This is a genomic window from Acinetobacter gyllenbergii (assembly GCF_001682515.1).
Lineage (GTDB): Bacteria > Pseudomonadota > Gammaproteobacteria > Pseudomonadales > Moraxellaceae > Acinetobacter > Acinetobacter gyllenbergii.
In genome coordinates this window covers 936090-962792 of record NZ_KV575261.1, presented here as the reverse complement: position 1 = coordinate 962792, position 26703 = coordinate 936090, and the positions used below count along the sequence as shown (strand labels likewise).

Sequence of the window (26703 nt, the reverse complement as noted above, 5' to 3'; positions counted from 1 at the left end):
AATCTTTAAATTTTAAACTTCAGCTTTGACTTTTTTAGTTGAACGTTTCTTGGTTGCTTTTTCGACCGGATCTAATTGATAGGTAATTTCATCATCTTTGGTATCGATGACGATCAACTTCGGCAATTTATGATCAGCTAAAGCGACTAAAATTTCAGTTGCTAAAGCAGGCAAGACGGTAGAGTTAAGGATATTGTCCACATTTCGCGCGCCACTATCGACTTCAGTACAACGGTTTAAGAGTAATTCGATTAAGTCATCAGAGTACTGAACCTTGGTGGCATATTGTTTTTCAATACGGTCAACAATTTTCCCAAGTTTGTGCTTAATAATGCGAATAAGTAGCTCATCATGCAGTGGGAAGTAAGGCACGATCCGCATACGCCCAATAAATGCAGGCTTAAATTGTTTATATAAACTTGGTTTCAAATGCTCGATCAAATCCTCGGCATGTGGCCAGTCTTCGACAGGCTGATTTAAACAGGCCTGCATGATGGCACTTGACCCGGTATTCGATGTCAGCAAAATGGTGGTGTTTTTAAAGTCGATGACACGACCTTCACCATCTTCAAGCATCCCTTTATCGAAGACTTGATAGAATAATTCTTGTACATCACTATGGGCTTTTTCAACCTCGTCTAACAATACAACACTATACGGGTTGCGACGAACGGCTTCGGTGAGAACACCTCCTTGACCATATCCAACATAACCAGGAGGCGCACCTTTTAATGAGGAAACTGTATGTGCTTCCTGATATTCAGACATGTTGATGGTGATGAGATGTTGCTCACCGCCATATAGCTCGTTGGCAAGCGCAAGGGCAGTTTCTGTTTTACCCACCCCACTTGGACCAACCAATAGAAATACACCTTGTGGTTTATTCGGATCTTCTAATTTGGCCTTAGAGGTTTTAATGCCTTGAACCAGTTGGGTGAGGGCATAGTCTTGGCCCATTACACGTTCACCCAGTTTATCTTCAAGGCTTAGGATTTGTTTGATTTCATCGTTGACCATCTTGCCAACTGGGATACCAGTCCAATCAGAAATAATTTCATTGATGATCTGTGCATTGACACGTTCAAATACTAACGGTGTTTGGCCTTGCAATTGGGCTAAATCTGCTCTCAATGTCGCAATTTGTGCTTTATGGTCTTGCTCTGTTTGTGCATTCAGCGTTTGAATCTGTTTAACCAAAGCAAGTTCTTGTTGCCATTTGCTTTCAGTTGCTTGAATCTCATTTTCCAAGCTTGTCAGTTGTTGATTAAGCTCATCTAAACGTTGGTGATGCACAGGGAACTGCTGATGTTCGTTGTTGATAATTTGATGTTCTAACTGAAGGTTGTGCTGTTGTGCTTTGAGTTGATCCAGAACCACGGGTTGTGCATTGTGTGTCAAAGCAACACGTGCCGAAGCAGTATCGAGTACACTCACTGCTTTATCTGGAAGTTGACGACCACTGATATAGCGATGCGATGCTTGAACGGCAGTGATAATGGCCTGATCATCAATTTGTAAGTTAAAGTGACTTTGCATGACGGGGATCATGGCACGCAACATATCAATCGCCACTTCTTCGGTTGGTTCTTCAACTTTAACCACCTGAAAACGGCGGCTGAGTGCCGCATCTTTTTCAAAGTACTGTTTGTATTCAGCCCAAGTCGTTGCCGCAATGGTTCTTAATTCACCACGCGCTAATGCGGGTTTGAGTAAGTTTGCAGCATCGTTTTGTCCAGCCTGACCACCAGCACCAATCATGGTATGTGCTTCATCAATAAACAGAATAATTGGGTGAGCTGAAGCCTGAACTTCTTGAATCACTTGTTTCAAACGATTTTCAAATTCACCTTTGACGCTGGCACCTGCTTGTAACAAGCCCATGTCTAAGACATGCAGATGAACATTTTTGAGTGCTTCAGGGACTAAGCCTTGGGCAATTTTTAAGGCCAAGCCTTCAACAACAGCGGTTTTACCCACACCAGGTTCACCAGTCAAAATCGGATTGTTTTGACGACGACGCATCAAGATATCAAGCATGAGGCGAATTTCAAATTCGCGACCAATCACAGGATCAATGCCGCCTTGTTTAGCTTTTTCAGTCAGATTAATGGTGTATTGATCTAAGGCAGGCGTTTTTGCGGTTGTTACTGTCGATTCAGGATCTGTGGTTTGTTCAGTTGTTGTCGAGGTATTTTCTGCTTGCGGTTGTTCACTGCTTTTCCCACAAATATCGAGAAACTTATGTTTCATGGTATCGATCGGGAAGCGTTCGAATAAACTAGATGCTCTAAAAGCGATTTGTTGTAAATCGGGTGCCGTTAACAAAGCAATTAGTAAATGGCTACTACGGATTAAAGGGGTTTGTTCCGCAGAAGCCAGTAACCATGCTTGTTCAAATAACCGAACGATTGATTTTGCAAATATAGGGGTACGGGTATTACCTTTAGGCAAAGAGGCAATGGTTTCTTTTAAATCAATAATTAAGGCATCTGGAGAGATATTATTTTTTTTCAATAAAATATGTAAATCATTGACTATATTTTGATTTAGTAATTCAACAAAGAGGTGTTCAATCTCAATTTCATAATTCAATTGGTTAATACAGTAATTTGCAGACTTTTCTAATGCAGTACGAGTAGGAGGTGATAGTTTAGTAATTAAAACCTTTAAGTTACTCATTTATTACTCACAATAATTTTTAAATACCAAGTTCTATTGACTGAGTTCTAACTTGATATGGTTGTTTTTGCTAGAAATATTTTTTGAATAAAATCAAAAACTTAGTTAAACTCTGTACGAGTATACAGATTATTCTACAACAAAAAATGTCACTTTTAAACAAAAAATGCACCTGATTAAAGTTTTTTTTTACATGAATGTCTGTCATGAAAATTTAATAATGTTAATAAACGTAACTAGTATTGACTTTGTATGTGTTTTTTTTGTTAAATTCGCGGAAATGATGTAAATGTACAAAAATTGACGAGTAAGAGGGTTTTTTAACAATAATTGTCAGCTCTTCAATTATAAGTTAAATAATACGAGGCATATTTTGAAAAAAGGTATTGTAATATCAATTCTTTGTATAACAGCTGGTTTAATAGGTAATTCAGCTTATGCTGATGATAAAGAAATAAAACCAATTAAATTAAAAAGTAAATGTCTAAAACAGAATCCGTTGGCAGTAAACCAAACAGATCGTGCTTTATTAGATATTTATCAACAAGTTTGTGACAAAGATAATGCTTCGCGTGTAAACGATTTGTTGGCTCAGGCCGCGATGCGTATGTATGAATTAAAGCAACCGATGAATGCTTTAAAATTGGCGACGCAGCTACAAGAGCAAAATGTACGCGGTACAACTTTGACAGATGTCACTTTTTTAGCCAGTGTTCAGATTGCCAATGAAGCATTGCAGCATATGCGCTCAAATGAAATGCGCTATTTGAGTAATGAACTCACTTATCCACCAGCAAAACAGTTGAGTGACAGCATTCGTGTTGCCTTACCTGCTCCTGATACATCCACGAGCAAGGCGATTACAGATGAGTCGCTAAAAAAAGAGATACGAAATACGTCGACTAATAACACAACGCGACGGACAACGAACAGAAAAGTACGTACAACTCAACCAACACGTAGTAATGTAACTCAATCTGTTGCGCCGGTAAAACGTCAAACGGCTGTAACACCAACAGTTACCAAACAACCTACTGTTCAAAAAACAGGTTCGAATCCATTCGATTCGTTGAAATAATAATCAAGGGTGAAAAGTTATGGCAAAGAGAGAAAGCGTACAGAAGAAACTGCAACGCATACGTCCCCCTCGTGTACAGCTGACATATGATGTCGAAGTTGGTGATGGTAAAGAGTCAAAAGAACTCCCTTTTGTTGTGGGTGTGATGGGGGATTTCTCCGCTGCATCAGAGCTAGAAAAGACTAAGTTAAAAGACAAAAAATTTATCAATGTCGATTTAGATAATATTGATGAAGTGATGGAATCTTTAGCGCCACGTGCTGCTTTCCAAGTCGAAAATACTTTGACTGAAGAAGGCGGTCGCATGTCAGTGGACCTCACTTTTAACTCGATGGAAGACTTCCGTCCAGAACAAGTGGTCCAACAGGTTGATCCATTACGTAAGCTGGTTGCGGCGCGTGAACGTTTAACTGATTTACGCAATAAGATTTCAAACAGCGAACGTTTAGAAGACTTGCTAGATGAAGTACTGAAAAATACCGATCAAGTTCGTCAACTCAGTGCGGAGGCTGAAAATGAGTAATTTACAAGCAGCCACTGCAGCAAATGTAGAAACTGAATCGGTTCATTTGCTAGATTCAATTGTTGAGCAGAGCCGTATTGCACGTAATGATGATGAACATGTTCGTGCCAAGAGCTTAATTGGTGAGTTGGCCAAAGAAGTCATGGCAGGGACGATTACTGTTTCTGAGAACATGACCTTGTCGATTGACAAGCGTATTGCAGAAATTGATGCACTGATCTCAAATCAATTGAGCGAAATTATGCATCATGAGCAGTTCCAGAAAATCGAATCAACATGGCGTGGACTCTATTATTTCTGCCAAGAAACACCGTCTAACTCGATGATTAAAATTCGTATGTTAAATACGACCAAAAAAGAGTTAGTGAAAGACTTTCAAGGTGCAACAGACTTTGATCAAAGTACCTTGTTTAAAAAGATTTATGAAGAAGAATACGGTTCATTTGGTGGTGCGCCTTATGCAGCACTGATTGGTGATTTCGAGTTTGATCGTACACCATCAGATATGTATTTATTGGAACAAATTTCTCATGTTGCTGCAGCAGCACATGCGCCATTTGTTTCAGCAGCTAGCCCAAGCATTCTTGGTCTTGAGTCGTTCACCGATATTGATCGTCCTCGTGATGTTTCAAAAATCTTTGAAACAGCTGAATACGTACAATGGCGTTCTTTCCGTGACAGCGAAGATTCTCGTTATGTCGCATTGACCATGCCACACGTGTTAGGTCGTTTGCCATACCATCCGAAAGAAGGCACTGCAACTGAAGGCTTTAACTTCGTTGAAGATGTTTCTGGTGAAAACCATGATGATTATTTGTGGATGAATGCCGCTTATGCGTTCGGTACACGTTTAACCAATGCCTTTGATATGCATGGTTGGTGTGCGGCGATTCGTGGGGTTGAAGGCGGTGGCTTGGTTGAAGGCTTACCAGTTCATACTTTCAAAACTTCAGATGGTGAAGTGGTATTTAAATGTCCAACTGAAATCGCCATTACTGACCGTCGTGAAAAAGAACTTAGCGATCTTGGTTTTATTCCATTGGTTCACTGCAAGAACACTGATTATGCGGCTTTCTTTGGTGCACAGTCTGCTCAAAAACCAAAGAAATATGACAGCGATACGGCGAATGCAAACTCTGCACTTTCTAGCCAAATCCAATACATCATGGCGGTATCGCGTATTGCACATTACTTAAAAGCAATGATGCGTGACAAAGTGGGAAGTTTTGCATCTGCAGGCAACGTCGAAGCATTTTTAAATGAATGGCTCTCGCAATATGTCTTGCTAGATGATGGTGCATCTCAAGAAGCAAAAGCACAATATCCGCTTCGAGAGGCATCTGTAAAAGTTGTAGAAGATCCAGCTCAACCGGGTCACTACAAGTCTGTGGTTTTCTTAAGACCGCATTTCCAGCTGGACGAGTTATCTGTTTCTTTACGACTCGTGACTGAACTACCTCAGTCCTCAAATTAACAATGAGATCAGCTAGATAATAACTTTAAATAAAATAGAGGTAATTTTTAAATGAAAGATATATATGTTGAGTTTCGTGGTAAGTACAAGGTAGACGGAGAATCTCGCGATTCTGAACACAAAGGTTGGCTAGAAGTTAACTCTTGGTCTCATAACATTCGTCAACCTAAATCTGCGACTTCTAGTAGCGTAGGTGGCCATACAGCTGAACGTGTTGAGCACTCAGACATGATCTTCGTTAAAGATTTGGATGCAACTAGTCCTAAACTTTGGGAAGCGTGTTCTGCAGGTTATACATTTGATGAAGTACAGATCGATTACTACCGTGCAAATGGTGATAAACGCATCAAATACTTACAAATCAAATTGAAACACGTTCTTGTTTCTAGCGTAACACCGACTGTAAACGAAGAAGGTGTTCCAACAGAAACATTTGGTTTGAAATACGCTGCTGTTGAGTGGACTTATAACCAGCAAGACATTAACGGTACTGCGAAAGGTGCTGTTACTAAGAAATGGTCACTTTCTAATAACACAGCTTCATACGCTGCGTAATTAGTACCGTGATTTTCTAATAGAGGTTAATAGGTGCCTATTAGCCTCTATTTTTCCAAGATGTTGTTCTTATAAAAAATGAATTTAGATCATCTATATCCTTATGGATTCAGATCAACATTATTTGATCGTTTAGTACCAGAGCAAGAAGATTATTTAAGAGGAATGTCGATTCAGCAGTTGCGAGAGTCGGTTGCTCGTGATTTGGAAGACTTGTTGAATAGTCGGATCGCACAATTTGATCGAGATATGGATGAATTTCCACTGGCAAAAAAATCAATTTTGCAGTTTGGAATTATTGATTTCGTCGGCTTGTCGACGGCGAATCCCTTGGATCGAGATAAAATTTGTCAATCGATTGAGCAGTCTATTGCAGCACATGAGCCGAGATTGCGGCAGATCAAAGTTGAGATGCTATTAGATGGACATAATATGGGATCGCTGTGTTTAAGTATTCAGGCCTACTTAAATATTCACCCCTTATATGAACCTGTTTTTTTCGATGCTTTACTCAAACCAACAACACAACAATATGTTATTTCTGCCAGAACTTAGTGTGAGCGAACAGTGATAGAGCAACTTTTACCGTATTATGAAAAACAACTACAAGAATTCGGTCAACAATCTCGAGAGTTCGCGCAGAAATATCCGAAGATTGCGCAACGTCTATCGCTTAACCAAGAACAAATTGATGACCCGCATATTGAGCGCTTAATTCAGGCCTTTTCATTGATTGCAGCGCGTATTGATAAAAAGTTAGCTGATAGCTATGAGCTATTTACCCATTCTTTATTTGAGGTGATGTTTCCTCAATATTTACGCCATTTTCCTGCTTGTACTGTGGTTAGTTTTGAAGATAGCAATAAACTTAAACAATTAACTGCAGCACATTTGATTCCGCAAAAAACAGCCTTGAAGTCACGCAGTTTTAAAGGTGTGCAATGTGAGTTTAATACCAGCAATGAGGTTCGATTATTACCAATTGAATTGACGCATTTGGAGTTTCAAACCTCACCGAGCACGCATATGCATTTGAATCAAAATGCGACCTTAAGTTTGAAATTTGAAATCTTTAATGATGCCCAACAATGGATCTTGGACGAAAAATTACCGATCTATTTAGATGCAATTTCAAATTTTCCATTGCAAGTTCTGGATAGTATTTTTCGTAAAGATACAGGTTTTGCAATTCGGGTTGGGCAGCGCGTCATCGAGGTGAGTAATCCTTTTGATGTGATGGGTTTTAGTGAGCAAGAAAGTTTATTGCCGATTGATCAGCATACCCACCACGCTTATCGCTTATTGATGGAATATTTTTGCTTCCCTGAAAAGTTTAATTATCTGAATCTTGATTTAAGTGTGCTCAAGGGATTATTACATCAGCACAATAGCTTTGAAATTTTGATCCATCTCAAACTCAATTTGAATGATCAGGCAGTGGTTCGTAATTATTCAGAACTTAATATCGCCAATTTTAAATTATTTACCACACCTGCAATTAATTTGTTTGAAAAGCAGGCTGAACCGCAAAAAATTTCACATACGCAACTACAATATCCATTGGTCACGGATGCGCATCATCCTGAGTTGTATCAAGTCTATTCTATCCTTGAGATGAATATGGTACGTGAAAAGACCAATCAGGAACAAACCCATCTCCCTGTATTGCCATTTTTTGCAATGAGTCATTATCACAATGATAAGGTTCAATTTTTCTATTCTTTAAATTATCTGCCTTCGCAGACCAAAATCATGCAAATGGGTTATTCGATTGTTTCCAAACATTTGAAACCTTATGAAATCAAATCAGATTTTATTAGTACACGTTTACTCTGCTCCAATGGTGATTTGCCGCATGAAGCATTAAGCCAGAGCAATAATATTCTGAATTTAAATGACAGTAGTCTGGCAAGACGTGCCTTGATTTTAAAGCGTCCGACATCACCTTATCATTTTGATAAAAATAGCAACGAGCAATGGCGCATTATTTCTCATCTTTCGTTGAATACCTTGGCCTTAATGAAAGGGGATGCACTGAGTCATGTGAAGGAGCTTTTGGCTTTATATAACTTACCGCATTCTAAAGAAAATATTTTATTGATTGATGCTCTGAAACAGCTCAACTTCACAACCAGCAATAAATTGATGAATGCAAAACCTTTTCCAATGTTCATTCGTGGGGTTAAGGCTGAGCTTTCAGTGAATAAGAGTGTTTTCCGCGGACATAGTCTCTATATTTTCAGCCAGTTATTAAGCCACATTTTTAATTTAAAAGTTCAAATTAATAGTTTTGTTGATGTGGTCGTCAAAGACAGTCTTAACCAGCAGGAGATATACCAATGCGTGCAGAACGTTGGTGGCAAGACTCTTCTGTAGTCGACCAAGTTTTTAAAAAGTCAGGTTCCTTTGAGTTTATTCAATCTATACGCTTGTTACGCCATCATCCGCAGGCATCACAAGTAAAGCGTTGGTCTGAGGATTTTAAATTTGGCACCTCATTTAGTTTAAGCTTCCCTGCGACTGAGATTGAAGAACTCAGTTATCAAGATCAGCGTATTCATTTAACCAATCTGGTGGTCGGACTTACAGGGACACAAGGGGCACTGCCTTATACCTATACCAATAAATTAAAACAAAGTAGCCGACAGCAGCGACTCGAGATTAAAGAGTTTTTAGGTCTATTCAATCATAAGTTGACAGCCAAATATGTCGATGCCAGCTTGGCGTATAATTTGGCAGTGCGTTATGAGATTGAACAAGACAATCATTATCTGGATATTTTGCATGCTTTAAATGGTTATATTCGCGCCCAGCACGAACAACAAGATCTAGATGAGTATTTTGCAGAATTTTCTGGTTTGATGCAGGGGCAAAACAATACCGCACATGCTTTAAAAACAGTGCTGTCATGTGTGTTTAATCAACAGGTTCAGATTCAAGAATTTGTTAAAGAAACCTTTCATCTTGCTAATGAGCAGAAGACCAGTTTAGGTGGTAGTAACCCAAGTCTACTGGGTGTAAATACCTTTTGTGGCGATACGGTTCAGCAAATTGACGGCAAAATCGAGATTCAAATTGGGCCATTACCGCGAGAACAATATTTAGCTTTTCTGCCTGATCAGCCTTTAAATAAAAAGTTAAAACACCTGATTCAAACTTGGTGCAGTCCAACACTGTTTATTGATGTACGTTTGATTTTGGATAAATGTGACATCAATCCAATCTGTTTAAATTCTGAGCATCAGGTAGGTCTGGGCCAAGGGGCATTTTTAATGCCATCCGAACAATTACAACATAACACGGAAACACGTTATGCACTTTTAGGAGCCGCATAATGGTGAAGAAAATTTTAGCGACACTCATCAGTTGCTTTATCCTGGTCGGCTTGGTGGTGGTTTATTACTGGCGTGATATTCAATATCAGCCCGAATCTGCCGATTTAATTAATTATTTCCTGATCCTACCAGTCGTGATTACTTTGGTGTTACTGTCACCTTGGTTGATCTATAAAGCTTATCAACATTATAAAGAAAAAAAGCAACAAGCATTGCAAGCCCAACAAAATTCAGAGCAGAGTGCCACTGAGGCACAGCCAGTTGAGTTGGAGAGTAAATGGTTAAAGCTAAATCTCTATGCGGCAGGTGCATATAGTGCACTGGGTGAAAATGATGCGATTCTGGATGGAATCAAGCAGTTTACCAGTCCTCAGTTAGATCAGGATCTGGTGAATTTTCATGGTATTCCCATTCTTTCTTATCGCATTACAGACTTAGACCAACAAGTCCAAAGTGAGGATGATGAGGAGTTGCAGTTCTTGTCGGTTCGACAGCAACGTATCATGGCGCTAATCCACCATCAAATTGAACAGCACACAGAACTTTTAGCTTCGATTTCAGACCACTTAAAGCGGTCTAGTCTGTTTTATGAAAGCCAAAATTTGCATGAATACCGTATGCACCCTGCATGGATTGATCCAAGCTTTTCCGACGATGAAGCGCATGAATCCATTCAGGTCGAGCAGGTCTATCGTTTGGATAAGCTAAATCTGCACATTTTATTGTCTGAAGACGTGGTGCATATCTGGAATGATCTGAGTAGCAATGAAAGTATTCAGGCCATTTTTTATGACCTTGGCATCATTCCACAAAAGTTCCATATTGAATATCACTATCTTAGCGCGGCATCGACTGAGCAACATCTGCTTGAGTTGCTTGAGCGGATTCAAAACCAAGCCCATGAAATTTCATTGATCATTGCGGCAGATTCAGAAATTGAACAAGAAATTATTGATGAAAAGTCTTGGGGAGCAAGTGCGTATATCCCAGCAGAATTTGTGAGCAGTAGTTGTTTGGCCAATCCTGCGGTTCAGCTAGAACAGTTGCAACCTGAAAAGACCTTTAAGTTGGTCAGCAACCAAAATAATATCGATCAAATTTTCAAAGAGCTGGGGATTGATGATTTACCGCAGTATCAGGCTGAAGAACCTTTTGTATTGGTGGTTGAGGATGGTGCTGATGTCAAGGTGGCCAAGAAATTGGAACAGTTTTTTAAGCAAAGTCCAGTCGAGGCGCACCATTATTTGTACTGCAAACCTATTTTTGGACACACCCAAAACGTGGCAAAACTGTTTGGATTAATGTTGGGGGCACATTTTTCTGAGTCACAGGTTGCCTTTGTTTATGGACAAAATTTACAAGCATTTATTCAAGCTGTTCCTGAGATCTCACAAGATCAGGAAAGTGTAGCAATTGCTGATTAATTAACTTTATTAAGAATTCGAGAACTCAATGTATATCATTTTAGGTTATCTGTGGCAGTACATCACGAATCCTAAAGCTATTATTGCTTTATCCTTATTCGTGGCACTGATTTCTTCATACTCGTCTATTCCTCGGCATATCTTTTGGGCATTGGCAGCAACCTATGCATTGGGTTTAATCGTCTATGGTATCTATTGGCTGATTCAAAGAAAACGCCACGCTGAACAAGGTGAAGAACTGGCCAATGCGATTGAGAAAGACAGCCAAGCTGAATATGGTCAACACAAAGACAAAGCCGAGCTACAGTTAATTCAGCAGCAGATGAAAGAATCAATTCAATTGATTCGTAAATCTAAATTGGGTGATAAAAAGGGCAATGCCGCATTGTACGAATTGCCTTGGTATATGGTGATTGGTAATCCAGCTGCGGGTAAAAGTTCTGCGATCTATAATTCTGGTTTGAAGTTTCCCTTTGAAGAAACCCATCAGAAAATGGTTTCAGCGGGTTTGAGTGGAACACGGAACTGTGACTGGTTCTTTTCTACCGAAGGCATTTTGCTGGATACTGCAGGGCGGTATTCAGTTTATTCCGAAGATCATTCTGAATGGTTGGGCTTTTTAAATATTTTAAAGAAAAACCGTTCTAAAGCCCCTGTCAATGGTTTGGTATTGATTGTTAGTATTGCCGAATTGATCAGCCAGAGTCCTGAGAATTCAATAAAATTAGCCAAAAATCTACGCGCTCGAATTCAAGATCTAACTGAAAAACTTGAGGTCGTGGTTCCTGTTTATTTGGTCTTTTCTAAAATGGACTTGATTGCAGGTTTTACGGAGTTTTTTGATTGCTATGAGTCGCAAGAATATAATCAGGCGTGGGGTGCAACTTTACCTTATGAACAGAACTCGTCTCAGAATGCGGTAGAATTATTCGAAAAACATTACAGCATTCTTTATGACGGTTTAAAGAGTGTCAGTACCACGCATTTAAGTCGTCGCCATTCGCAAAATATTTCGCCGAGTGTCATGACTTTTCCATTGGAATTCAAAACGCTTAAACCCGCGTTAAAAAGTTTTGTCGGCACATTATTTGAAGATAATCCATACCAGTTCCAACCGATTTTCCGTGGTTTCTATTTTACCAGTGCCTTACAAGAAGGGACGATTGAAAGCCCAATGACGGAAAACATTGCGCAAGAGTTTCAACTGCAGCAAGTTCAGGGCAATGGTCAAGATGGTGTAAATGCTTCGCTTGCGCCAAATCATGGTTATTTTTTACAGGGTCTATTCTCTAATGTGATTTTACGAGATAAAGATCTGGTGAAACAGCACATTAATCCTGCAAAAAAACGCCAGCGTTATATCGGATTTATTGCGGCATTGGTTGGGGTTTCTTTAGTATTGGGTGTCTGGGTCTGGTCATATCGCAATAATCAGCAACTGATTGCGGATGTACAGGCTGACTTAGATAAAGTGGTGCACTTGGAAAAAACGTCTGGGCAGCAATTATCGACTCAACTTGAAGCCTTATTGATTCTGCAAGAACGCTTGCAACAGCTGGACGAGTTTGATGATCATCGTCCGCTTAAATTCAGTTTTGGTCTTTACCAAGGTAATCAATTACGTGAGAGCTTAAAAGCGGAGTATTTGAAAGGGATCAAGCAAATTGTTTTGACCCCAACACAGCAAAATATTGCGCAATATTTACAGCGTGTTAAAAATAACGAGGCGACTTTAAAAGCCAATCATGTCAATGTCGAAATCAAACAAGTTGCAAAAACACAGCAGTATTTAGAGCCTTCGGATAGTAATCCACAAGATGCTTATAATGCATTAAAAGCCTATTTGATGATGAGTAACCATGAATATATGGATACCAGTCATTTAAGTGACCAAGTATCTCGCTTCTGGCGCTCTTGGCTGGATGCCAATCGTGGACAAATGCCGCGTGGTGAAATGATTCAGGATGCAGAGAAGATCCTCTCTTACGCCATGACTTTGGCTAATCAAGAAGGCTTCCCAGTACTTGAAACAGATGCACAAGTGGTCGATCAAACCCGTCAAGTTTTATTGTCAGTGATTCGTGGGATGCCAGCACGTGACCGTGTCTATAACGAAATTAAGATGCGTGCAGCGGTACGCTTCCCAGCAGTCACGGTTGGGCAAATTGTGGGTGAACAAAACCGTGCCATTGTCCTGGGTAGCTATGCATTACCGGGTGTGTTTACGCAAAAGGCATGGGATGAGTATGTTGAAAAGGCAATTGATGAAGCTGCGAATAAGCCAACAGACAGCAAAGATTGGGTGTTAAATAGCCGTCAATCGGATGATTTAACCTTCTCTGGTAGTCCAGAACAAATCCGCAAACAATTGGTCGCGCTGTATAAGCAAGAATACGTAATGGAATGGAAAAAATTCCTGAACGGTATTTATTATGCCAAAGCAGATCAGTTTGCTCAGCAAGTAAAGAGTATCGATGTTTTAGGTGAGCCACAGAATTCACCAATTCGTACGTTGTTACAACGTATTGCAATTGAAACCAACTGGGATAATCCAATTGTACAGGCTGAACTTGCCGTTCCTGAAAAAGGTTTTGTTGCTTGGTTTAAGCGCAAAGTCTTGAACAATTCAGATGATAGAGCAGCGGCTCAAGCGATGGACCGTGCACAAGGTGCAATTTCGCAAGAATATCAAATGTTTTATCAGTTGGTACGTAAGCGTGATGATTTACAAGACAAGTCATTATTCGATGAGTACATGAACAATCTTGCGCAAGTACGTAGTAAGTTCAATGATCTGAAAACAGCTGGTGAAATTGGTCCAAGTGCAATGGCATTGGTGAAACAGACCATCAATGATCAAACGTCAGTCTTTAATACCACACAGAAATATGTGGATGAGAAGATGATGGTGGGGCTGAAAGACACCGATCAACAGCTATTACAAAAATTGCTGATGACGCCACTAACGCAATCATTTGCCAGCTTGATTGTGCCGACCCAAGATGAGTTGAATAAATTGTGGGGTATTCAAGCGTACCAGCCATTTAAAACCAATTTAAGTCAGAAATATCCATTTAATTCGGGCGTGACTTTACAAGCCACCAGTAATGAAATTGGTCAAATCTTTGGTGAGACGGGTAGTATTGCACGTTTTGTCAAAGAAGCATTAGATCCATTTGTGATCCGCCGTGGTTATGTCTTGACCTCGAAAACATGGAAAGACTTAGGCATTAGCCTAAATCCACAATTTGTGGTGGCGTTCCAGCAATATGTGGCACCGATCAATGGCATGGCGACAGGTAGCCTAGATCAACCTGCAGCAGCACCTGTATCGAATCAATCAAACTTCCAGTTCTATCCATTACCAAATCCGCAATACTTATCGTATACCATTGATATTGATGGTCAGCGAATGGTGTTTGAAAATGGAATTCAACAATGGGTGAACTTTGTTTGGCCAAATCAGGGAGCAGTCCCTGGTGCCCGAATCACTGCAGTTGATTTGGAAGGTAAAACCCATACGATTTTTGAAGAACCTGGTGAATATGGGATTAACCGTTTGATCGATGCGGCGCAGCGTAAAGAGCAAAATGGTAGTTTTGAAATGACATGGACCAGCAAAACTGAACCATCTTTAACGCTGAAAGTAAACTTCCGACTCATTAGCGGTAATAGCTCGGGCAGTATTGGCTCTAGCCGTGGTTATGCAGGCTTACAACTGGTGGATAAAGTAGTGACAGAGAAAGCGGTACGTGTGGTCTCTGCGCAAGCAACCCCTGCTGGGGCTGCCACAGCTGTCGCACCAAAGCCGCAAACCACAGCACCTGCCCAGTCAGGAGTAACGCCGTAATGTTAGGGATGATCAGGGAACAGCCGGAGGTGCTTGGATGCAACAAGTAAAAACAACAGCTTTGTACTACGGAAAGACACCCGCTCGTGGTGACTTTCTGAAATCCAAAGGACAATACGCATTAATCCAAGTGCTGGATCAGTGGATTACTGAAGCACTTGAACATGCCATGCGCGTCCCTGAGTTTAAGCAGCGTTACGAGTCTTTGCCTTCTTTGGATTTTTTTATTGCTAATCCTGCCGAGTCGATGTTTTTAGCTGCAAACTTGATTACTAGTCAAGACAGCTCGGGTCGTGCATTTCCGATGGTACTGAGTCAATTGCTTGAAGTTGAGCAGCCTTATCAAAATTTATTATTGGCGCCGTTTTACTACAAGTCAGTTTTGGTCGATTTATTCCAGCGCAATCGCGTATTACGCAGTATTCGTGATACCAATATTATGCTGGAGAAGCTCAACAACCTACCGAATGTGGTTCAGATTTTCACTGCTGAAGAATGCAATGGTTTTTATGAAAATCACACTATGCATTCCTTTGCCCAATTAATGAAAATCAATGTCTATGAATTGGCTCAGAGCATGATCGGATTGGGACTTTTACTGCAACCGATCTTAAAAAATGGTACCAGTCGTTTAAATAAGGTGCTGATCTTACCGATCAATAACGCGATGTACTGCTATGAAATCGCAGCGTTTTGGGTTGGGATGATTGGACGATTCTTAGGTATCAATAATACCGAAATCCTGATTGGCATCTTGCATCGTGAGGAGCCAATTTTATTCATTGGTTTCCAAGGTGCCGATATCATGGCGCTCAGCGATATTTTTACCCAAAACATGCAGAGCGAGCATTGGGTGTCCTTAATCCAAGCACAATGGATTGATGCCTATCTGGAGCAGAATGCAGGCCTTGCCACACTCGAACAATCACTTTGTCAGCGTCAGTTGAGCCTTAACCAAGGTTTGAAGCTGTTCAGACAAACTTTTTTAGATGAATGAATATGAGAAATAATCCGAAATCTATCTGGGCAAGTTTACTGTTTGGCTTATGTATTTTAGGTCAAAGCCATCTGCTCCATGCTGCACCGATTGTAGTGGAGGGTGTGGTTCCTAATGAGGAGAGTAAGCAGGCGATCTTGGTCAAGATGCAGTCTGTTTATGGTGCAGATCAAGTCGTGGACAAAATTCAGGTACGTCCAGTGTCTGCGCCGAGTGGTTGGAGTGATTCAGTGACTCGAGTCATCACTCCTGATCTAAAAAAGATTTCACAAGGTCAGTTACGAGTTAGAGGAACTCAGGTTGATTTAACTGGTAAAATGACCGACCCAAATCAAATTCAACCGACCACGAGCAGTTTTCAGGCCCTGGTTCAGCAACCGTATCGATTTAATGCACAACTTTCAGTGAATCAGGCCGAGCAAAAAATCATTGACGATGCCTTGAAGAACCGAATCATTGAATTTGAATCGGGGAGTGCAATCTTGACTGCGGCAGGACAACAGATTCTGGATGAAATGGCAGTGGCGTTAAATAAGGTTGGCGGCAAGAAAGTCAAAATTATTGGCCATACCGATAGCTCTGGTGATGCCAACAAGAATACGGTGTTAAGTCAGCAACGTGCTGCAGCGGTACAAAGTTATCTGGTGGGTAAAAGTATTGCGGCGGACCGTTTAAGCACTGAAGGTAAAGGTTCTAGTCAGCCAGTTGCTGATAATGCAACAGCAGATGGTCGTAAGAAAAATCGTCGTATTGAATTTGAAGTACTTTAATTATTCATAAATCCAAATGTGAGGGATGGGATTATGGCAACACCCTATATCGTTGTTGGTTGCCCAACCACAGGTGGTGGGCAGGTCATCAGTGGAAATAGCAGCTTTCTCATAGAAGGCATTCCGATTGCTTGTGTTGGGGATAAGGCAACTTGCCCAAAACATAAAACGGTGGCGACGATTGTCGCTGGTGATCCGAATATGCAGGTCATGGGTAAAGCGGCTGCTAGAGTGAATGACCCACTTTCTTGCGGTTGTAAATTATTGCCGAAACAGAATTTAGCCGTTAGAGGTTAAAGACTGTTAAAGCCCTTTGATTCAGCAAAGGGCTTGATTTTTTCTGATCACTGATTTCGAAAATTGGTTGAAGGAACAGATTTTTGATCAAATAATAGATAGAGCATGAATAGATCGAAGGATGTTCCGCATTTCATTTTGGGATGAGATTTTGGTGGTGTTAAAACAAATTTCTATGCTCTTAGTGCTTGTTTTTCTTTTAGGTTGTAAAGAGAAGCAGGTTGAAGATTTTAAGTATGAGGTTTCAGGTCATCAGCTTTGTGCTGTCAAAACAAATGACATTAACACCGCGAGTGAGTTTGGCTTATTTGATAGCTCATTTCACTCTCAAGGAAATTCATTTGATGAACAAATGTCTGTTGAAATCTATCACGAAAGTTTAGATAACTTATCCAATAAAGAGAGTCGGCATATTTTCTGTTTTGATACTTCAAAATTAAAAGATGGAGCTTTAGAGACACAAATTAGATTAGAAATTAAAAAAGGGAAATATCTTCGACAGTATGAATTTATCAATTATTCATGTCTATCAAGCTTTGGTTCAGAGCTAAACCTATCAAAAGATCAAGTTGTTCAAGTGTGTAGTTCAAAAGGAACAGTATTCACAAATAATAGAGGTTAATTTGCTTTAGTTATGAAGTGTTTTACAGGATTTTTAGGGTATATGCTTTATTTGCAAAGATTTTGTTTGGCTTAGATAGAGAATGAAGTCGTCATCGGCAGCGTCGCTAGTTCAGAGATGTATTTATGTAATTATTACGCACTAAAGGGATTTAAAAAATGGAAAAAAGCATTTTATTTTTTTCTCTCGTTGTTATCGTGCTAGTTACGCCAGCCTGTACAAAACATACCCTATATTTGACTCCTGAAGTTGTAGGTTATATCTATGATCGTAAGACTAAGCAGCCATTGGTCAAACAAGGTGGTGAAATGGGCTTTAATGGACAAACAAGTGACAAAGATGCACAAATAGAATTAAAAGCTGATGGCCATTTTACAATTCCTTCTGTTAGAAAAACATATTTTTTTATTAAACCGAATACGCGGAAATATAGTCTTCTCCCTGCTGAAATTTTTATAAGTTTTAAAGGTTATGATTCTAAAATTATTGATTATTCAAATGTATACGCAGAACAAGTTCCAGAATTGAAATCTAATTTTAGTTATTCCAAAAAGATTGATTTGGGTATTATCTATCTGGATCCGGAAATGATCTCAATGAAATAAGTTTGCTCAGACATTTACAACTGTCTATTAAAGATAACAAGACTAGCGAATTGTTATTTTTAGTGTATCTTTATTAAGCGATATATTTTTAAAAACATATCGAAATTTGAGGACAAAACAATGCCAACAACGATGAAAAGAACTTATCTCTGTGCTGCCGCTTTCGGGGCGAGTTTATTGATTCAGACCCATGCAGTAGCCGCAGATGCGATTACTGTTTACGCCGCTGCAAGCTTAACCAATGCAGTGAATGAACTCGATACAATCTATGAGCAGAAAAATAAAACAGAGGTTAAAACTTCCTATGCAGGGTCTTCAACCTTAGCCAAGCAAATTGAGGCAGGTGCACCCGCTGATGTGTTTATCTCGGCTGATGTACAATGGATGGACTATTTACAGAATAAACAGCTGGTTACAGCAGCAGATCGGATTAATTTATTGGGCAACCGCTTGGTTGTGATTACCCCCAAAGATCGCCCACTTAAATTAAAAATGGATAAAAGTTTTGATCCAAGTAAAGTCATCCAAGGCAAGCTATGTACAGGGGATACCAAAAGTGTGCCAGTCGGGAAATATGCTAAACAGGCGTTGACCTCACTAGGGTGGTGGGACAAAGTTCAACCACGATTGGTTGAAACAGAAGATGTTCGTGCCGCCTTAAACTTTGTAGCGCGTGGCGAATGTCAGGTCGGTATTGTCTATGCGACGGATGTTGCCATTAGCAAAGATGTAGTTGTGGCGGGTATCTTCCCAGAAAATACGCATCCACCAATTATTTATCCTGTAGGTTTAACCAAGAAGAATGCGGAATCGGTCAAATTCTATAAATTTCTACAAAGCGGACAGGCAAAAACGATATTTAAAAAATATGGGTTTAGCGTGTTGCAGTAACTAAATGATGATCTTAAGCCCTGAAGAAATTGAAGTCCTCAAGCTGTCCTGCAAAGTGGCAGCAGTGTGTCTGTTGTTTAGCTTAATTCCTGCAACTTTAGTGGCTTGGGTATTGGCCCGCAAAGAGTTTTGGGGAAAATCGCTGTTTGAGACTTTGGTATTTTTACCTTTGGTTTTACCACCTGTGGTGCCTGGTTACTTACTGCTGCAGTTGTTTGGTAATCGGGGGCTATTGGGGCAATATCTTGCACCGCTCGGTTTAGAGTTTGCTTTTAACTGGAAAGGCGCGGTATTGGCGTCTGCGGTGATGGGCTTTCCTTTATTGGTACAATCGATTCGGCTGGCGATTGAACTGGTCGATCAACGCTTGGAGCTAGCAGCGAAAACCTTGGGTGCATCTTCCTTTGGGGCGTTTATGCAGGTGACATTACCGCTTGCCAGTAGTGGTATTTTGGTCGGTGCTATTTTATGTTTTTGCCGAAGTTTAGGTGAGTTTGGAGCAACGATTACCTTTGTGGGCAATATTGCTGGCGAAACCCGCACTTTACCGTTGGCAATGTATAGTTTGATGCAGCAACCCGATACCGAAGCCGCGGTATGGCGATTGATTATCCTGTCTTTATCGGTGGCTTTCTTTGCACTATGGTTTGCGCAGTGGTTCAATCGTTATCAGAAAAATAAGCGTGGGTATTCAGCATGATTGATTGTCATATACAGCTACAACAAGGGCAATTTTATCTGGATCAACGCTTTCAATCTGATCAGTCGGTGATTGGTTTATTTGGGGCTTCAGGTTCAGGGAAAACTACGATTTTACATAGTATTGCGGGCTTAATTCGACCACAATCGGGATGGATTAAAATCCAGAACCAGACCTGGTTTGATCAAGGTCAGAAGATTTATCTTAGTACGCAACAGCGTCGTGTCGGTTTGGTGTTTCAGGACGCTCAACTGTTCCCCCATAAAAACGTCAAACAGAATTTAATGTTTGGTTTTAAGCATATTGCTCCACAACAACGTCAGTTTGAAGTGGACTATATTGTTGAATTGCTTAAATTGGGACATTTACTGGAACGTATGCCGATTAAGCTCTCTGGGGGAGAAAAACAACGGGTCGCCTTAGGACGAGCTTTGTTGTACTCGCCACAATTGTTACTTCTCGATGAGCCACTGTCTGCATTGGATATGGCGCATAAAGCTGAGATCATTCCTTTTTTTCAACGCGTTAAACAGGAAACCAAGATTCCAATGTTGTATGTGAGTCATGATCACGCTGAGATTGAACAACTCACGAATGAAATCTGGTATTTATAAATAAATCACAACCGTTTAAGCACCGATATATAAGATGAGGCCGCAAAAGGCCGATGCAAAAATCACATACAATACGTTGAGCTGAAATTTGAATAAAGCAATCAGTGCGGCAATGGTAATAAAAGCCGCTTCATAATTAAAAGCATGATCAAAGCCCTTTGGCCAGAGCACATGATAACTAAAGAACAACGCCAGATTTAAAATCACCCCGACGACGGCGGCTGTAATGGCAGTGAGGGGCGCCGTAAATTTTAGTTCATTGTGCGTAGATTCAATAATTGGTGCGCCGGCTAAAATAAATACAAAGGAAAATAAAAAGGTAAACCAAGTGACAATCACGGCACCCATTGCACCTGCTAAAAAGAGCTGATCAGCCCCCAATAACGCATGGTTATAAGCCCCCAAAAAACCCACGAAAGCCACCACCATGATTAACGGGCCAGGAGTACTTTCACCGAGTGCTAACCCATCAATCATTTGGGTTGGACTCAGCCACGCATAATGATTGACCGCACCTTGATACACATAGGGCAAAACTGCATAAGCACCGCCAAAGGTGAGTAAGGCGGCTTTGCTAAAGAACCATGCCATTTGGGTATAGCCATTTTGCCAACCGAGGCTTAGGGTTAACAGTGTGATTGGAATCAACCAGAGCAAGGCTGCAATGACCACGATTTTAATAAGAGTTGACCAATGGAAAATTGCATGGGCAGGTGTTGGCGTATCATCATCAATTAGGGCTGTGCCATAATTTTTTTGGCTATTGGGGTGAGTAGTTTGATGGGTAAATAAATCTGGTTTTTGCTTACTTAACGCATAGCCTAAAATAGCAGCTGCTAAAACAATGAAAGGAAAAGGGATGTTAAACACGAAGATGGCAATAAATGCAGTAGCAGCAATTCCCCATAGAAATGGATTTTTCAAGGAACGACTACCAATACGATAAGTGGCATGAAAGACAATCGCCGTGACCGCAGGTTTAATCCCATAAAACAGCCCAGCAATAATCGGCACATCCCCGAATTGCACGTAAATCCATGATAGCGCGATCAGGATAAATAGGGAGGGCAGAACAAACAGAATACCTGCCACAAGCCCGCCCATCGTTCGGTGCATGAGCCAACCAATATAGGTGGCGAGCTGTTGTGCCTCAGGACCGGGGAGTAGCATGCAGTAATTCAACGCATGTAAGAATCTTTTTTCAGAAATCCAACGTTTATTTTCTACCAGTTCTTGATGCATCACTGCAATTTGACCAGCAGGTCCGCCAAAGCTGATAAATCCCAATTTCAGCCAGAACAAAAAGGCTTGCCTGAACGGAATTGTTGGCGTTGGATTTGTAGGATCTGCTGATTGCATGATGTATTCCAAAGAGTTTTCTTTTTATTTCTAGATGATAAATAAAATTGAGTATTGAGTTTATAAATTTTAGTGAGTTAATAATTCAAAATGATGAAATTATTGAATTTAGATGAGTTAATCATTATTTTTTATTGGTGAGCTCTGTTGAACTAAAATCGGTTCTGCGGCTAATTTTTCTGCTAAATATTGAATGAATACACTCAATTTCGGTGGCACATGACGGGTAGGTGGATAGAGCAACCATGCGCCACCGCTATAGTGGGTTTTAAAATGCCAATCAGGTAAGACCTGAACAAGTGTGCCTTGCTCCAAAGCATGGCGTGCTACGAAGTACGGCAAACTGGCAATGCCTAAATGTTGTAAAGCGGCACTGAGGCGCACCCCAGTATGATTGGCAGCATAACGACCACGGACAAGCACCGTAATTGATTTCTGTTCTTGCTGGAATTTCCACTTCGAATCATTCGGTTGTTCACCCAAATAGATACACTGATGCTGCTTTAAGTCGTGTGGATGCTGTGGTGTGCCATTCTTGTGTAAATATTCAGGTGTGGCACAGATTAAATGATCAATATCAATCAGTTTTCGCCCCATCAATCCACCTGGAGGTTGTTCGGTAATGCGAATCGCCAAATCGACACCATCATCAATCAAGTCAATATAGCGGTCTTCCAACAGCAGTTGGATATCAATTTTTGGATATAGGGCCAAGAATTCGGGCAGATGGGGATGCAGCATAAAATGCCCAACGGCCTTGGGCACGCTGATCCGAATAATGCCCTGTGGCTCAATATGAAACTGTCCTGAACTTTCCATCACCGCTTGTGCGGCATTGACCATGTCGACACAGCGTTCGTACACTTGTTGACCACTTTCACTTAAGCGCAGTTTACGGGTAGTGCGATGTAATAAGCGTGTGCCTAAAGCCCGTTCTAAACGGGCAATCGCACGGCTTACGGCAGACGGGGTTGAACCGAGCTGACGTGCCGTTTCAGAAAAGCTTTCGGTTTCGACAACTTTGACAAAGGTTGCCATTTCATTTAACAGAACCAGACTTTGATTTGTGCTCATCAAGCAAAAGTTATTTGGAATTTGATTGGATTATCGCGCTTTAAAAAGCGCAATACAATCTTTTCCTGTAGTCATGATGGAGATAAATCAAATGTGGCAGTTGTATGGACATGAATTTCTGGCCTTGGCATTGATCCATTTTATGGCCGTTGTTTTACCGGGTCCTGATTTTATTATTACAGTACGACAGAGTGTTCGATATGGCTATCTAATTGGCTGTATCACTGCAATTGGTATTGGTGTCGGTATTTCGGTGCATGTGTTTTACACCTTGGTCGGGGTGGGCGTATTGATCCAGCAAAGCGTTTGGTTAATGTCGGTATTACGTGTAGCAGGGGCGGCTTATTTGATTTATTTGGGTTGGCAATGTTTACGTAGTCAACCGAATGCCAATCTGGATATTTTGGCTGGTGAGGTGATGGGTAAACCGAGCTTAATTCAAGCCTTTAATATGGGTTTTCTAACCAATGCTTTGAATCCGAAAGCGACGATTTTCTTTCTGGCGATTTTTACCACCATTGTCAGTCCGACCACACCGTTAAAGGTTCAAATTGGTTATGGCATTTGGATGTGTCTAGTCAATGCATTATGGTTTATTTTAGTCAGCATCATGTTTGCACAACCGATTGTGCGGAAACGCTTTTTGGAGTTCGGGGTGTATTTTGAACGGGTGATGGGGATTATCTTGAGTGCAGTTGCAATACGATTGATCTGGAGCGTTGCCTTTACTTGACATAAAAAAGACTGCACTGAGGCAGTCTTTTTTATTGGAGAGGGGTTAGGTGCTGCGCTTGTTTCTGGTCAGTTGATACAAGACCGACACCAACAAATCAATTTCTTCTGTGGTGTTATAAAAGGCCAAAGATGGACGCACGGTCTGTTCTACACCAAAACGACGTAGGATCGGTTGAGCACAATGATGCCCAGAACGCACTGCAATCCCATGTTGATTCAGTGCCTTACCCACTTGCTCTGTCGAATAACCTTCAAGAGTAAAGGACATTACACTGGCTTTATTTCTCGCCGTACCAATTGGTCTTAACCCCGTGACACTGCTTAACGCATGCTGGCCATATTCCAGCAAGTCATGTTCATAACGCGCAATATTATGAATGCCAAGGCGTTCAACATATTCCAATGCAGCGCCTAAACCTACTGCATCGGCAATATTGCCTGTGCCTGCTTCAAACTTATTGGGAGCAGGTTGGTAAACCACTTGTTCAAAGCTCACATCCTGAATCATATTGCCGCCGCCTTCCCAGACGGGCATGGTCTCTAGGATTTCAGGCTTGGTATAAACTGCACCAATCCCTGTTGGCCCAAACACTTTATGTCCTGAGAATACAAAGAAGTCGGCATCAATCGCTTGGACATCAGTTGGCATATGCGAAACAGATTGAGCACCGTCAACCAAGACCCGCACACCTTTGGCATGCGCGATTTTGATCACCTCAGAGACAGGCGTCACCGTACCTAAGGCGTTGGACACTTGGGTAATCGAGATCAGTTTGGTGCGCTCATTAATCAGTTTTGGCAGTTCTTCCAAAATGATTTGTCCCGTATCATCCACAGGAATGACACGCAGTTTGGCACCGACTTTTTTGGTCAACTGGAACCACGGTACGATATTGGCGTGATGTTCAAGATGCGAAACAATAATCTCATCACCCTCACCAATATTCTGCTCACCCCAGGTCTTGGCAATCAGGTTAATACCTTCGGTGGTGCCACGAACAAAAATGATCTCTTTGGATGATTTTGCCCCAATAAAACGGGCCACTACATTACGCGCATGTTCATAGGCATCGGTTGCACGTGCTGCCAGCTCATGTGCAGCACGATGAATATTGGAATTTTCGTGCTGATAAAAATAGGCAATACGATCAATCACGCTTTGTGGTTTCTGTGTCGTTGCAGCATTGTCAAACCAAACTAAGGGCCGTCCATTGACGCGTTCTTGCAGAATGGGGAAGTCACGACGGATCGCTTGAATATCCAAGGGCTGAGCGGCATTGGCAACAAACTGTGGCTGAGAAGCTTGATAATTGCCATAACCTGCATTGTGTTGCGGCAGATCTAAGAAATAAAAGCCTGAAGACGCATTATTTTTTGCTTGAGTAGAAGCTTGAGTATCTTGCTGCAACAGACTTTTTAATGCATCGCCATGAGGCAATTGAAATGATTGTGCCGTGGCAAAATTGGCAGCATCAAATTCAGAACTGGATGAACTCGGTGCTGTAAAATCATTCAAAAAATAAAAGGGTGACGCATCACTTGTTGAAGGACGAGAGGGTTCAACTAAAGGAACGTTTGGTGCACTATGAACCGCTTGCGGAAAATTAGGTTCAATCGGTGGACGTGGTAAATTGGCACCACCCACGACTGGCGCAGAGGCGATCGCACGACGTTCAGGATAGTCAGGATAGTTCGGAATATGCTCAGGATATTCAGGGTTTAAACTTTTTTCATAAGCAATATTGGGCGCACGACCACTGAGCGCAGCTAAAGGTTCAGCGGGCTGTGGTTGATGTGGGGGCGTACCAACATGAGGTAAGTCCAAATTCAAACCAGAGGAGTGACCACTGCCAGAATTTGGCAGGGCAGCAAAAAATTCAGAGGCAAGCCGTGAAAGTGTTGCTTCATCTGGGAAGTTGGACGGTGGGCTAACACCGACCACTTCAGAACCCGTTGGACTACCGTGTAAATTACTTGTAGTTAACTGGGTAGTCATGATACTTGTCCACCTCCACATCTTCGAGCACAGCCAATGCATCCTCAGTCAATACCGCCAATGAGCAGTACAGTGAGATCAGATAAGACGCAATCGCGTTGCGGTTGATGCCCATGAAACGTACAGAAAGGCCTGGAGATTGTTCGCCGGCCAAGCCCGGTTGGAATAATCCCACCACACCTTGGCGTTTTTCACCCACACGCAGTAACAAGATTTTGGTTTTACCATCTTCTACAGGAATCTTATTTGATGGAATCAGTGGAACACCGCGCCATGTGATGAACTGTGAACCGAATAAGCTCACAGTTGGTGGTGGAACACCACGTCGGGTACATTCACGACCGAAAGCAGCAATTGCATCTGGATGGGCAAGGAAGAAACCAGGTTCTTTCCAGACTTTACGCAGTAAATCGTCAAAGTCATCGGGTGTTGGGGGGCCATTCAAAGTAGAGATACGTTGGTCTTCTGCGACACTGGCCAATAAACCATATTCAGGGTTATTGATTAGCTCACTTTCCTGACGTTCTTTAATGGTTTCAATGGTTAAACGTAATTGTTCTTTAATCTGATCATGCGGGCTGCTGTAAAGATCAGCAACACGGGTATGGATATCTAAAACAGTCGAAACACCATTTAAGAAATATTCACGTGGTTGTGCATCATAATCCACAAAAGTTTGTGGCAAAGTGGCCTCATCACGTTGGGTGCACGCGACTTGGATATCATCAGTATTACTGACACGGTTAACGCGATAAATACCTGCTTCAACAGGAATCCATTGCAATAAATGCGTGAGCCAACGCGGGGTAATGGTCGATAGCTGTGGAACGGTCTTGGTGGCATTTGCAAGCTGTCTGGCTGCGTGATCACCAAGTGCAAGTTGGACTTTATCTGTGGTTTTTGCCATGAATCAATTTTCCTGTTGTTTTTGGCTTTGTTAATAAAATTGGTTTATTGCAATAATGTTGAATGATTTATTTAGTTAGACTAGAGACTATTTAGTATTTTTAAAAATATTATTATGAGATAAATAATCGTGAATTATTTACTTATTACTCATAAGAATATATTTATATGAAATAAATATAAGTATTGAATATACGTTTATTTATTCTAAGAACTATT

23 protein-coding genes are annotated in these 26703 nt (G+C 41.1%); 18 read left to right on the top strand and 5 right to left on the bottom strand.

The features are described 5' to 3' along the window. Positions 1-12 precede the first annotated feature (12 nt). Positions 13-2679 (bottom strand): type VI secretion system ATPase TssH, encoded by a 2667-nt coding sequence (gene tssH / locus NG55_RS04835; protein ID WP_065342508.1) that lies wholly within the window; start codon positions 2677-2679, stop codon positions 13-15. Between the two features lie 373 nt (positions 2680-3052). Here tssH and NG55_RS04830 point away from each other — a divergent pair, with 373 nt between their 5' ends. From NG55_RS04830 to NG55_RS04750, 17 genes are all read left to right on the top strand, one after another. Further along, the gene (locus tag NG55_RS04830) at positions 3053-3757 is read left to right on the top strand and encodes a hypothetical protein (protein WP_065342507.1); all 705 of its coding nucleotides are present in this window, start codon (positions 3053-3055) and stop codon (positions 3755-3757) included. Between the two features lie 19 nt (positions 3758-3776). Beyond that, on the top strand, positions 3777-4280 hold the full coding sequence (gene tssB, locus NG55_RS04825; protein ID WP_004805522.1) for a type VI secretion system contractile sheath small subunit: 504 nt from the start codon (positions 3777-3779) through the stop codon (positions 4278-4280). After that, positions 4273-5754 carry a type VI secretion system contractile sheath large subunit gene (tssC, locus tag NG55_RS04820; protein WP_016541777.1) on the top strand — a complete coding sequence of 494 codons (1482 nt, stop codon included), beginning with the start codon at positions 4273-4275 and terminating at the stop codon, positions 5752-5754. Before tssB ends, tssC begins: the two co-directional genes overlap by 8 nt. Before the next feature lie 51 nt (positions 5755-5805). After that, positions 5806-6309 (top strand): Hcp family type VI secretion system effector, encoded by a 504-nt coding sequence (locus tag NG55_RS04815; protein WP_004654761.1) that lies wholly within the window; start codon positions 5806-5808, stop codon positions 6307-6309. 78 nt (positions 6310-6387) lie between these two features. After that, positions 6388-6864 (top strand): type VI secretion system baseplate subunit TssE, encoded by a 477-nt coding sequence (tssE, locus tag NG55_RS04810; protein WP_004654759.1) that lies wholly within the window; start codon positions 6388-6390, stop codon positions 6862-6864. A gap of 12 nt (positions 6865-6876) precedes the next feature. Then, on the top strand, positions 6877-8685 hold the full coding sequence (gene tssF / locus NG55_RS04805; protein ID WP_065342506.1) for a type VI secretion system baseplate subunit TssF: 1809 nt from the start codon (positions 6877-6879) through the stop codon (positions 8683-8685). Beyond that, on the top strand, positions 8649-9644 hold the full coding sequence (gene tssG, locus NG55_RS04800) for a type VI secretion system baseplate subunit TssG (RefSeq protein WP_065342505.1): 996 nt from the start codon (positions 8649-8651) through the stop codon (positions 9642-9644). The genes tssF and tssG overlap by 37 nt, the downstream gene beginning before the upstream one ends. Beyond that, positions 9644-11068 (top strand): hypothetical protein, encoded by a 1425-nt coding sequence (locus tag NG55_RS04795; RefSeq protein ID WP_065342504.1) that lies wholly within the window; start codon positions 9644-9646, stop codon positions 11066-11068. Before tssG ends, NG55_RS04795 begins: the two co-directional genes overlap by 1 nt. 28 nt (positions 11069-11096) lie before the next feature. Beyond that, complete coding sequence (gene tssM / locus NG55_RS04790; RefSeq protein ID WP_065342503.1) at positions 11097-14918, top strand: type VI secretion system membrane subunit TssM; 3822 nt, start codon at positions 11097-11099, stop codon at positions 14916-14918. A 37-nt stretch (positions 14919-14955) separates the two neighbouring features. After that, positions 14956-15915, top strand: a complete 960-nt coding sequence (tagF, locus tag NG55_RS04785) for a type VI secretion system-associated protein TagF (protein ID WP_016541772.1) — start codon at positions 14956-14958, stop codon at positions 15913-15915. After that, positions 15912-16685: an OmpA family protein gene (locus NG55_RS04780; RefSeq protein ID WP_016541771.1), complete on the top strand. Its 774-nt coding sequence runs from the start codon at positions 15912-15914 to the stop codon at positions 16683-16685. Before tagF ends, NG55_RS04780 begins: the two co-directional genes overlap by 4 nt. Before the next feature lie 33 nt (positions 16686-16718). Next, a complete protein-coding gene (locus NG55_RS04775) occupies positions 16719-16982 on the top strand; it encodes a PAAR domain-containing protein (protein WP_004654745.1) in 264 nt (87 codons plus the stop codon). 121 nt (positions 16983-17103) lie between these two features. Beyond that, the gene (locus tag NG55_RS04770) at positions 17104-17604 is read left to right on the top strand and encodes a hypothetical protein (RefSeq protein ID WP_065342502.1); all 501 of its coding nucleotides are present in this window, start codon (positions 17104-17106) and stop codon (positions 17602-17604) included. Positions 17605-17762: 158 nt separating this feature from the next. After that, positions 17763-18209, top strand: coding sequence for a hypothetical protein (locus NG55_RS04765; protein WP_065342501.1), 447 nt, complete (start codon positions 17763-17765; stop codon positions 18207-18209). A gap of 120 nt (positions 18210-18329) precedes the next feature. After that, complete coding sequence (gene modA, locus NG55_RS04760) at positions 18330-19100, top strand: molybdate ABC transporter substrate-binding protein (protein WP_065342500.1); 771 nt, start codon at positions 18330-18332, stop codon at positions 19098-19100. 4 nt (positions 19101-19104) lie between these two features. Next, on the top strand, positions 19105-19800 hold the full coding sequence (modB, locus tag NG55_RS04755) for a molybdate ABC transporter permease subunit (protein WP_065342499.1): 696 nt from the start codon (positions 19105-19107) through the stop codon (positions 19798-19800). Beyond that, a complete protein-coding gene (locus NG55_RS04750) occupies positions 19797-20414 on the top strand; it encodes an ATP-binding cassette domain-containing protein (protein ID WP_065342498.1) in 618 nt (205 codons plus the stop codon). Before modB ends, NG55_RS04750 begins: the two co-directional genes overlap by 4 nt. Positions 20415-20429: 15 nt before the next feature. On the opposite strand, the gene chrA is transcribed toward NG55_RS04750, so the two are convergent. Both chrA and NG55_RS04740 read right to left on the bottom strand, forming a co-directional pair. Beyond that, positions 20430-21773, bottom strand: coding sequence for a chromate efflux transporter (gene chrA, locus NG55_RS04745; protein ID WP_065342497.1), 1344 nt, complete (start codon positions 21771-21773; stop codon positions 20430-20432). Between the two features lie 117 nt (positions 21774-21890). Then, positions 21891-22847, bottom strand: a complete 957-nt coding sequence (locus NG55_RS04740; protein ID WP_065342496.1) for a LysR family transcriptional regulator — start codon at positions 22845-22847, stop codon at positions 21891-21893. A gap of 91 nt (positions 22848-22938) precedes the next feature. On the opposite strand from NG55_RS04740, the gene NG55_RS04735 reads away from it, so the two are divergent. Further along, a complete protein-coding gene (locus NG55_RS04735; RefSeq protein WP_065342495.1) occupies positions 22939-23580 on the top strand; it encodes a LysE family translocator in 642 nt (213 codons plus the stop codon). 45 nt (positions 23581-23625) lie between these two features. Here the strand turns inward: NG55_RS04735 and NG55_RS04730 are convergent, their stop codons facing one another. Both NG55_RS04730 and NG55_RS04725 read right to left on the bottom strand, forming a co-directional pair. Then, positions 23626-25578 carry a family 2A encapsulin nanocompartment cargo protein cysteine desulfurase gene (locus NG55_RS04730; RefSeq protein ID WP_065342494.1) on the bottom strand — a complete coding sequence of 651 codons (1953 nt, stop codon included), beginning with the start codon at positions 25576-25578 and terminating at the stop codon, positions 23626-23628. Further along, positions 25553-26485, bottom strand: coding sequence for a family 2A encapsulin nanocompartment shell protein (locus tag NG55_RS04725; RefSeq protein ID WP_016541761.1), 933 nt, complete (start codon positions 26483-26485; stop codon positions 25553-25555). Before NG55_RS04725 ends, NG55_RS04730 begins: the two co-directional genes overlap by 26 nt. Positions 26486-26703: the final 218 nt, after the last annotated feature.

Excerpts from the sequence above, each read along its gene's own strand:
- tssH (WP_065342508.1), bottom strand. The coding sequence starts at position 2,679 with ATGAGTAACTTAAAGGTTTTAATTACTAAACTATCACCTCCTACTCGT.
- tssB (WP_004805522.1), top strand. The coding sequence starts at position 3,777 with ATGGCAAAGAGAGAAAGCGTACAGAAGAAACTGCAACGCATACGTCCC.
- tssC (WP_016541777.1), top strand. The coding sequence starts at position 4,273 with ATGAGTAATTTACAAGCAGCCACTGCAGCAAATGTAGAAACTGAATCG.
- NG55_RS04815 (WP_004654761.1), top strand. The coding sequence starts at position 5,806 with ATGAAAGATATATATGTTGAGTTTCGTGGTAAGTACAAGGTAGACGGA.
- tssE (WP_004654759.1), top strand. The coding sequence starts at position 6,388 with ATGAATTTAGATCATCTATATCCTTATGGATTCAGATCAACATTATTT.
- tssG (WP_065342505.1), top strand. The coding sequence starts at position 8,649 with ATGCGTGCAGAACGTTGGTGGCAAGACTCTTCTGTAGTCGACCAAGTT.
- NG55_RS04795 (WP_065342504.1), top strand. The coding sequence starts at position 9,644 with ATGGTGAAGAAAATTTTAGCGACACTCATCAGTTGCTTTATCCTGGTC.
- tssM (WP_065342503.1), top strand. The coding sequence starts at position 11,097 with ATGTATATCATTTTAGGTTATCTGTGGCAGTACATCACGAATCCTAAA.
- tagF (WP_016541772.1), top strand. The coding sequence starts at position 14,956 with ATGCAACAAGTAAAAACAACAGCTTTGTACTACGGAAAGACACCCGCT.
- NG55_RS04780 (WP_016541771.1), top strand. The coding sequence starts at position 15,912 with ATGAATATGAGAAATAATCCGAAATCTATCTGGGCAAGTTTACTGTTT.
- NG55_RS04775 (WP_004654745.1), top strand. The coding sequence starts at position 16,719 with ATGGCAACACCCTATATCGTTGTTGGTTGCCCAACCACAGGTGGTGGG.
- NG55_RS04770 (WP_065342502.1), top strand. The coding sequence starts at position 17,104 with ATGTTCCGCATTTCATTTTGGGATGAGATTTTGGTGGTGTTAAAACAA.
- NG55_RS04765 (WP_065342501.1), top strand. The coding sequence starts at position 17,763 with ATGGAAAAAAGCATTTTATTTTTTTCTCTCGTTGTTATCGTGCTAGTT.
- modA (WP_065342500.1), top strand. The coding sequence starts at position 18,330 with ATGCCAACAACGATGAAAAGAACTTATCTCTGTGCTGCCGCTTTCGGG.
- modB (WP_065342499.1), top strand. The coding sequence starts at position 19,105 with ATGATGATCTTAAGCCCTGAAGAAATTGAAGTCCTCAAGCTGTCCTGC.
- NG55_RS04750 (WP_065342498.1), top strand. The coding sequence starts at position 19,797 with ATGATTGATTGTCATATACAGCTACAACAAGGGCAATTTTATCTGGAT.
- chrA (WP_065342497.1), bottom strand. The coding sequence starts at position 21,773 with ATGCAATCAGCAGATCCTACAAATCCAACGCCAACAATTCCGTTCAGG.
- NG55_RS04740 (WP_065342496.1), bottom strand. The coding sequence starts at position 22,847 with ATGAGCACAAATCAAAGTCTGGTTCTGTTAAATGAAATGGCAACCTTT.
- NG55_RS04735 (WP_065342495.1), top strand. The coding sequence starts at position 22,939 with ATGTGGCAGTTGTATGGACATGAATTTCTGGCCTTGGCATTGATCCAT.
- NG55_RS04730 (WP_065342494.1), bottom strand. The coding sequence starts at position 25,578 with ATGACTACCCAGTTAACTACAAGTAATTTACACGGTAGTCCAACGGGT.
- NG55_RS04725 (WP_016541761.1), bottom strand. The coding sequence starts at position 26,485 with ATGGCAAAAACCACAGATAAAGTCCAACTTGCACTTGGTGATCACGCA.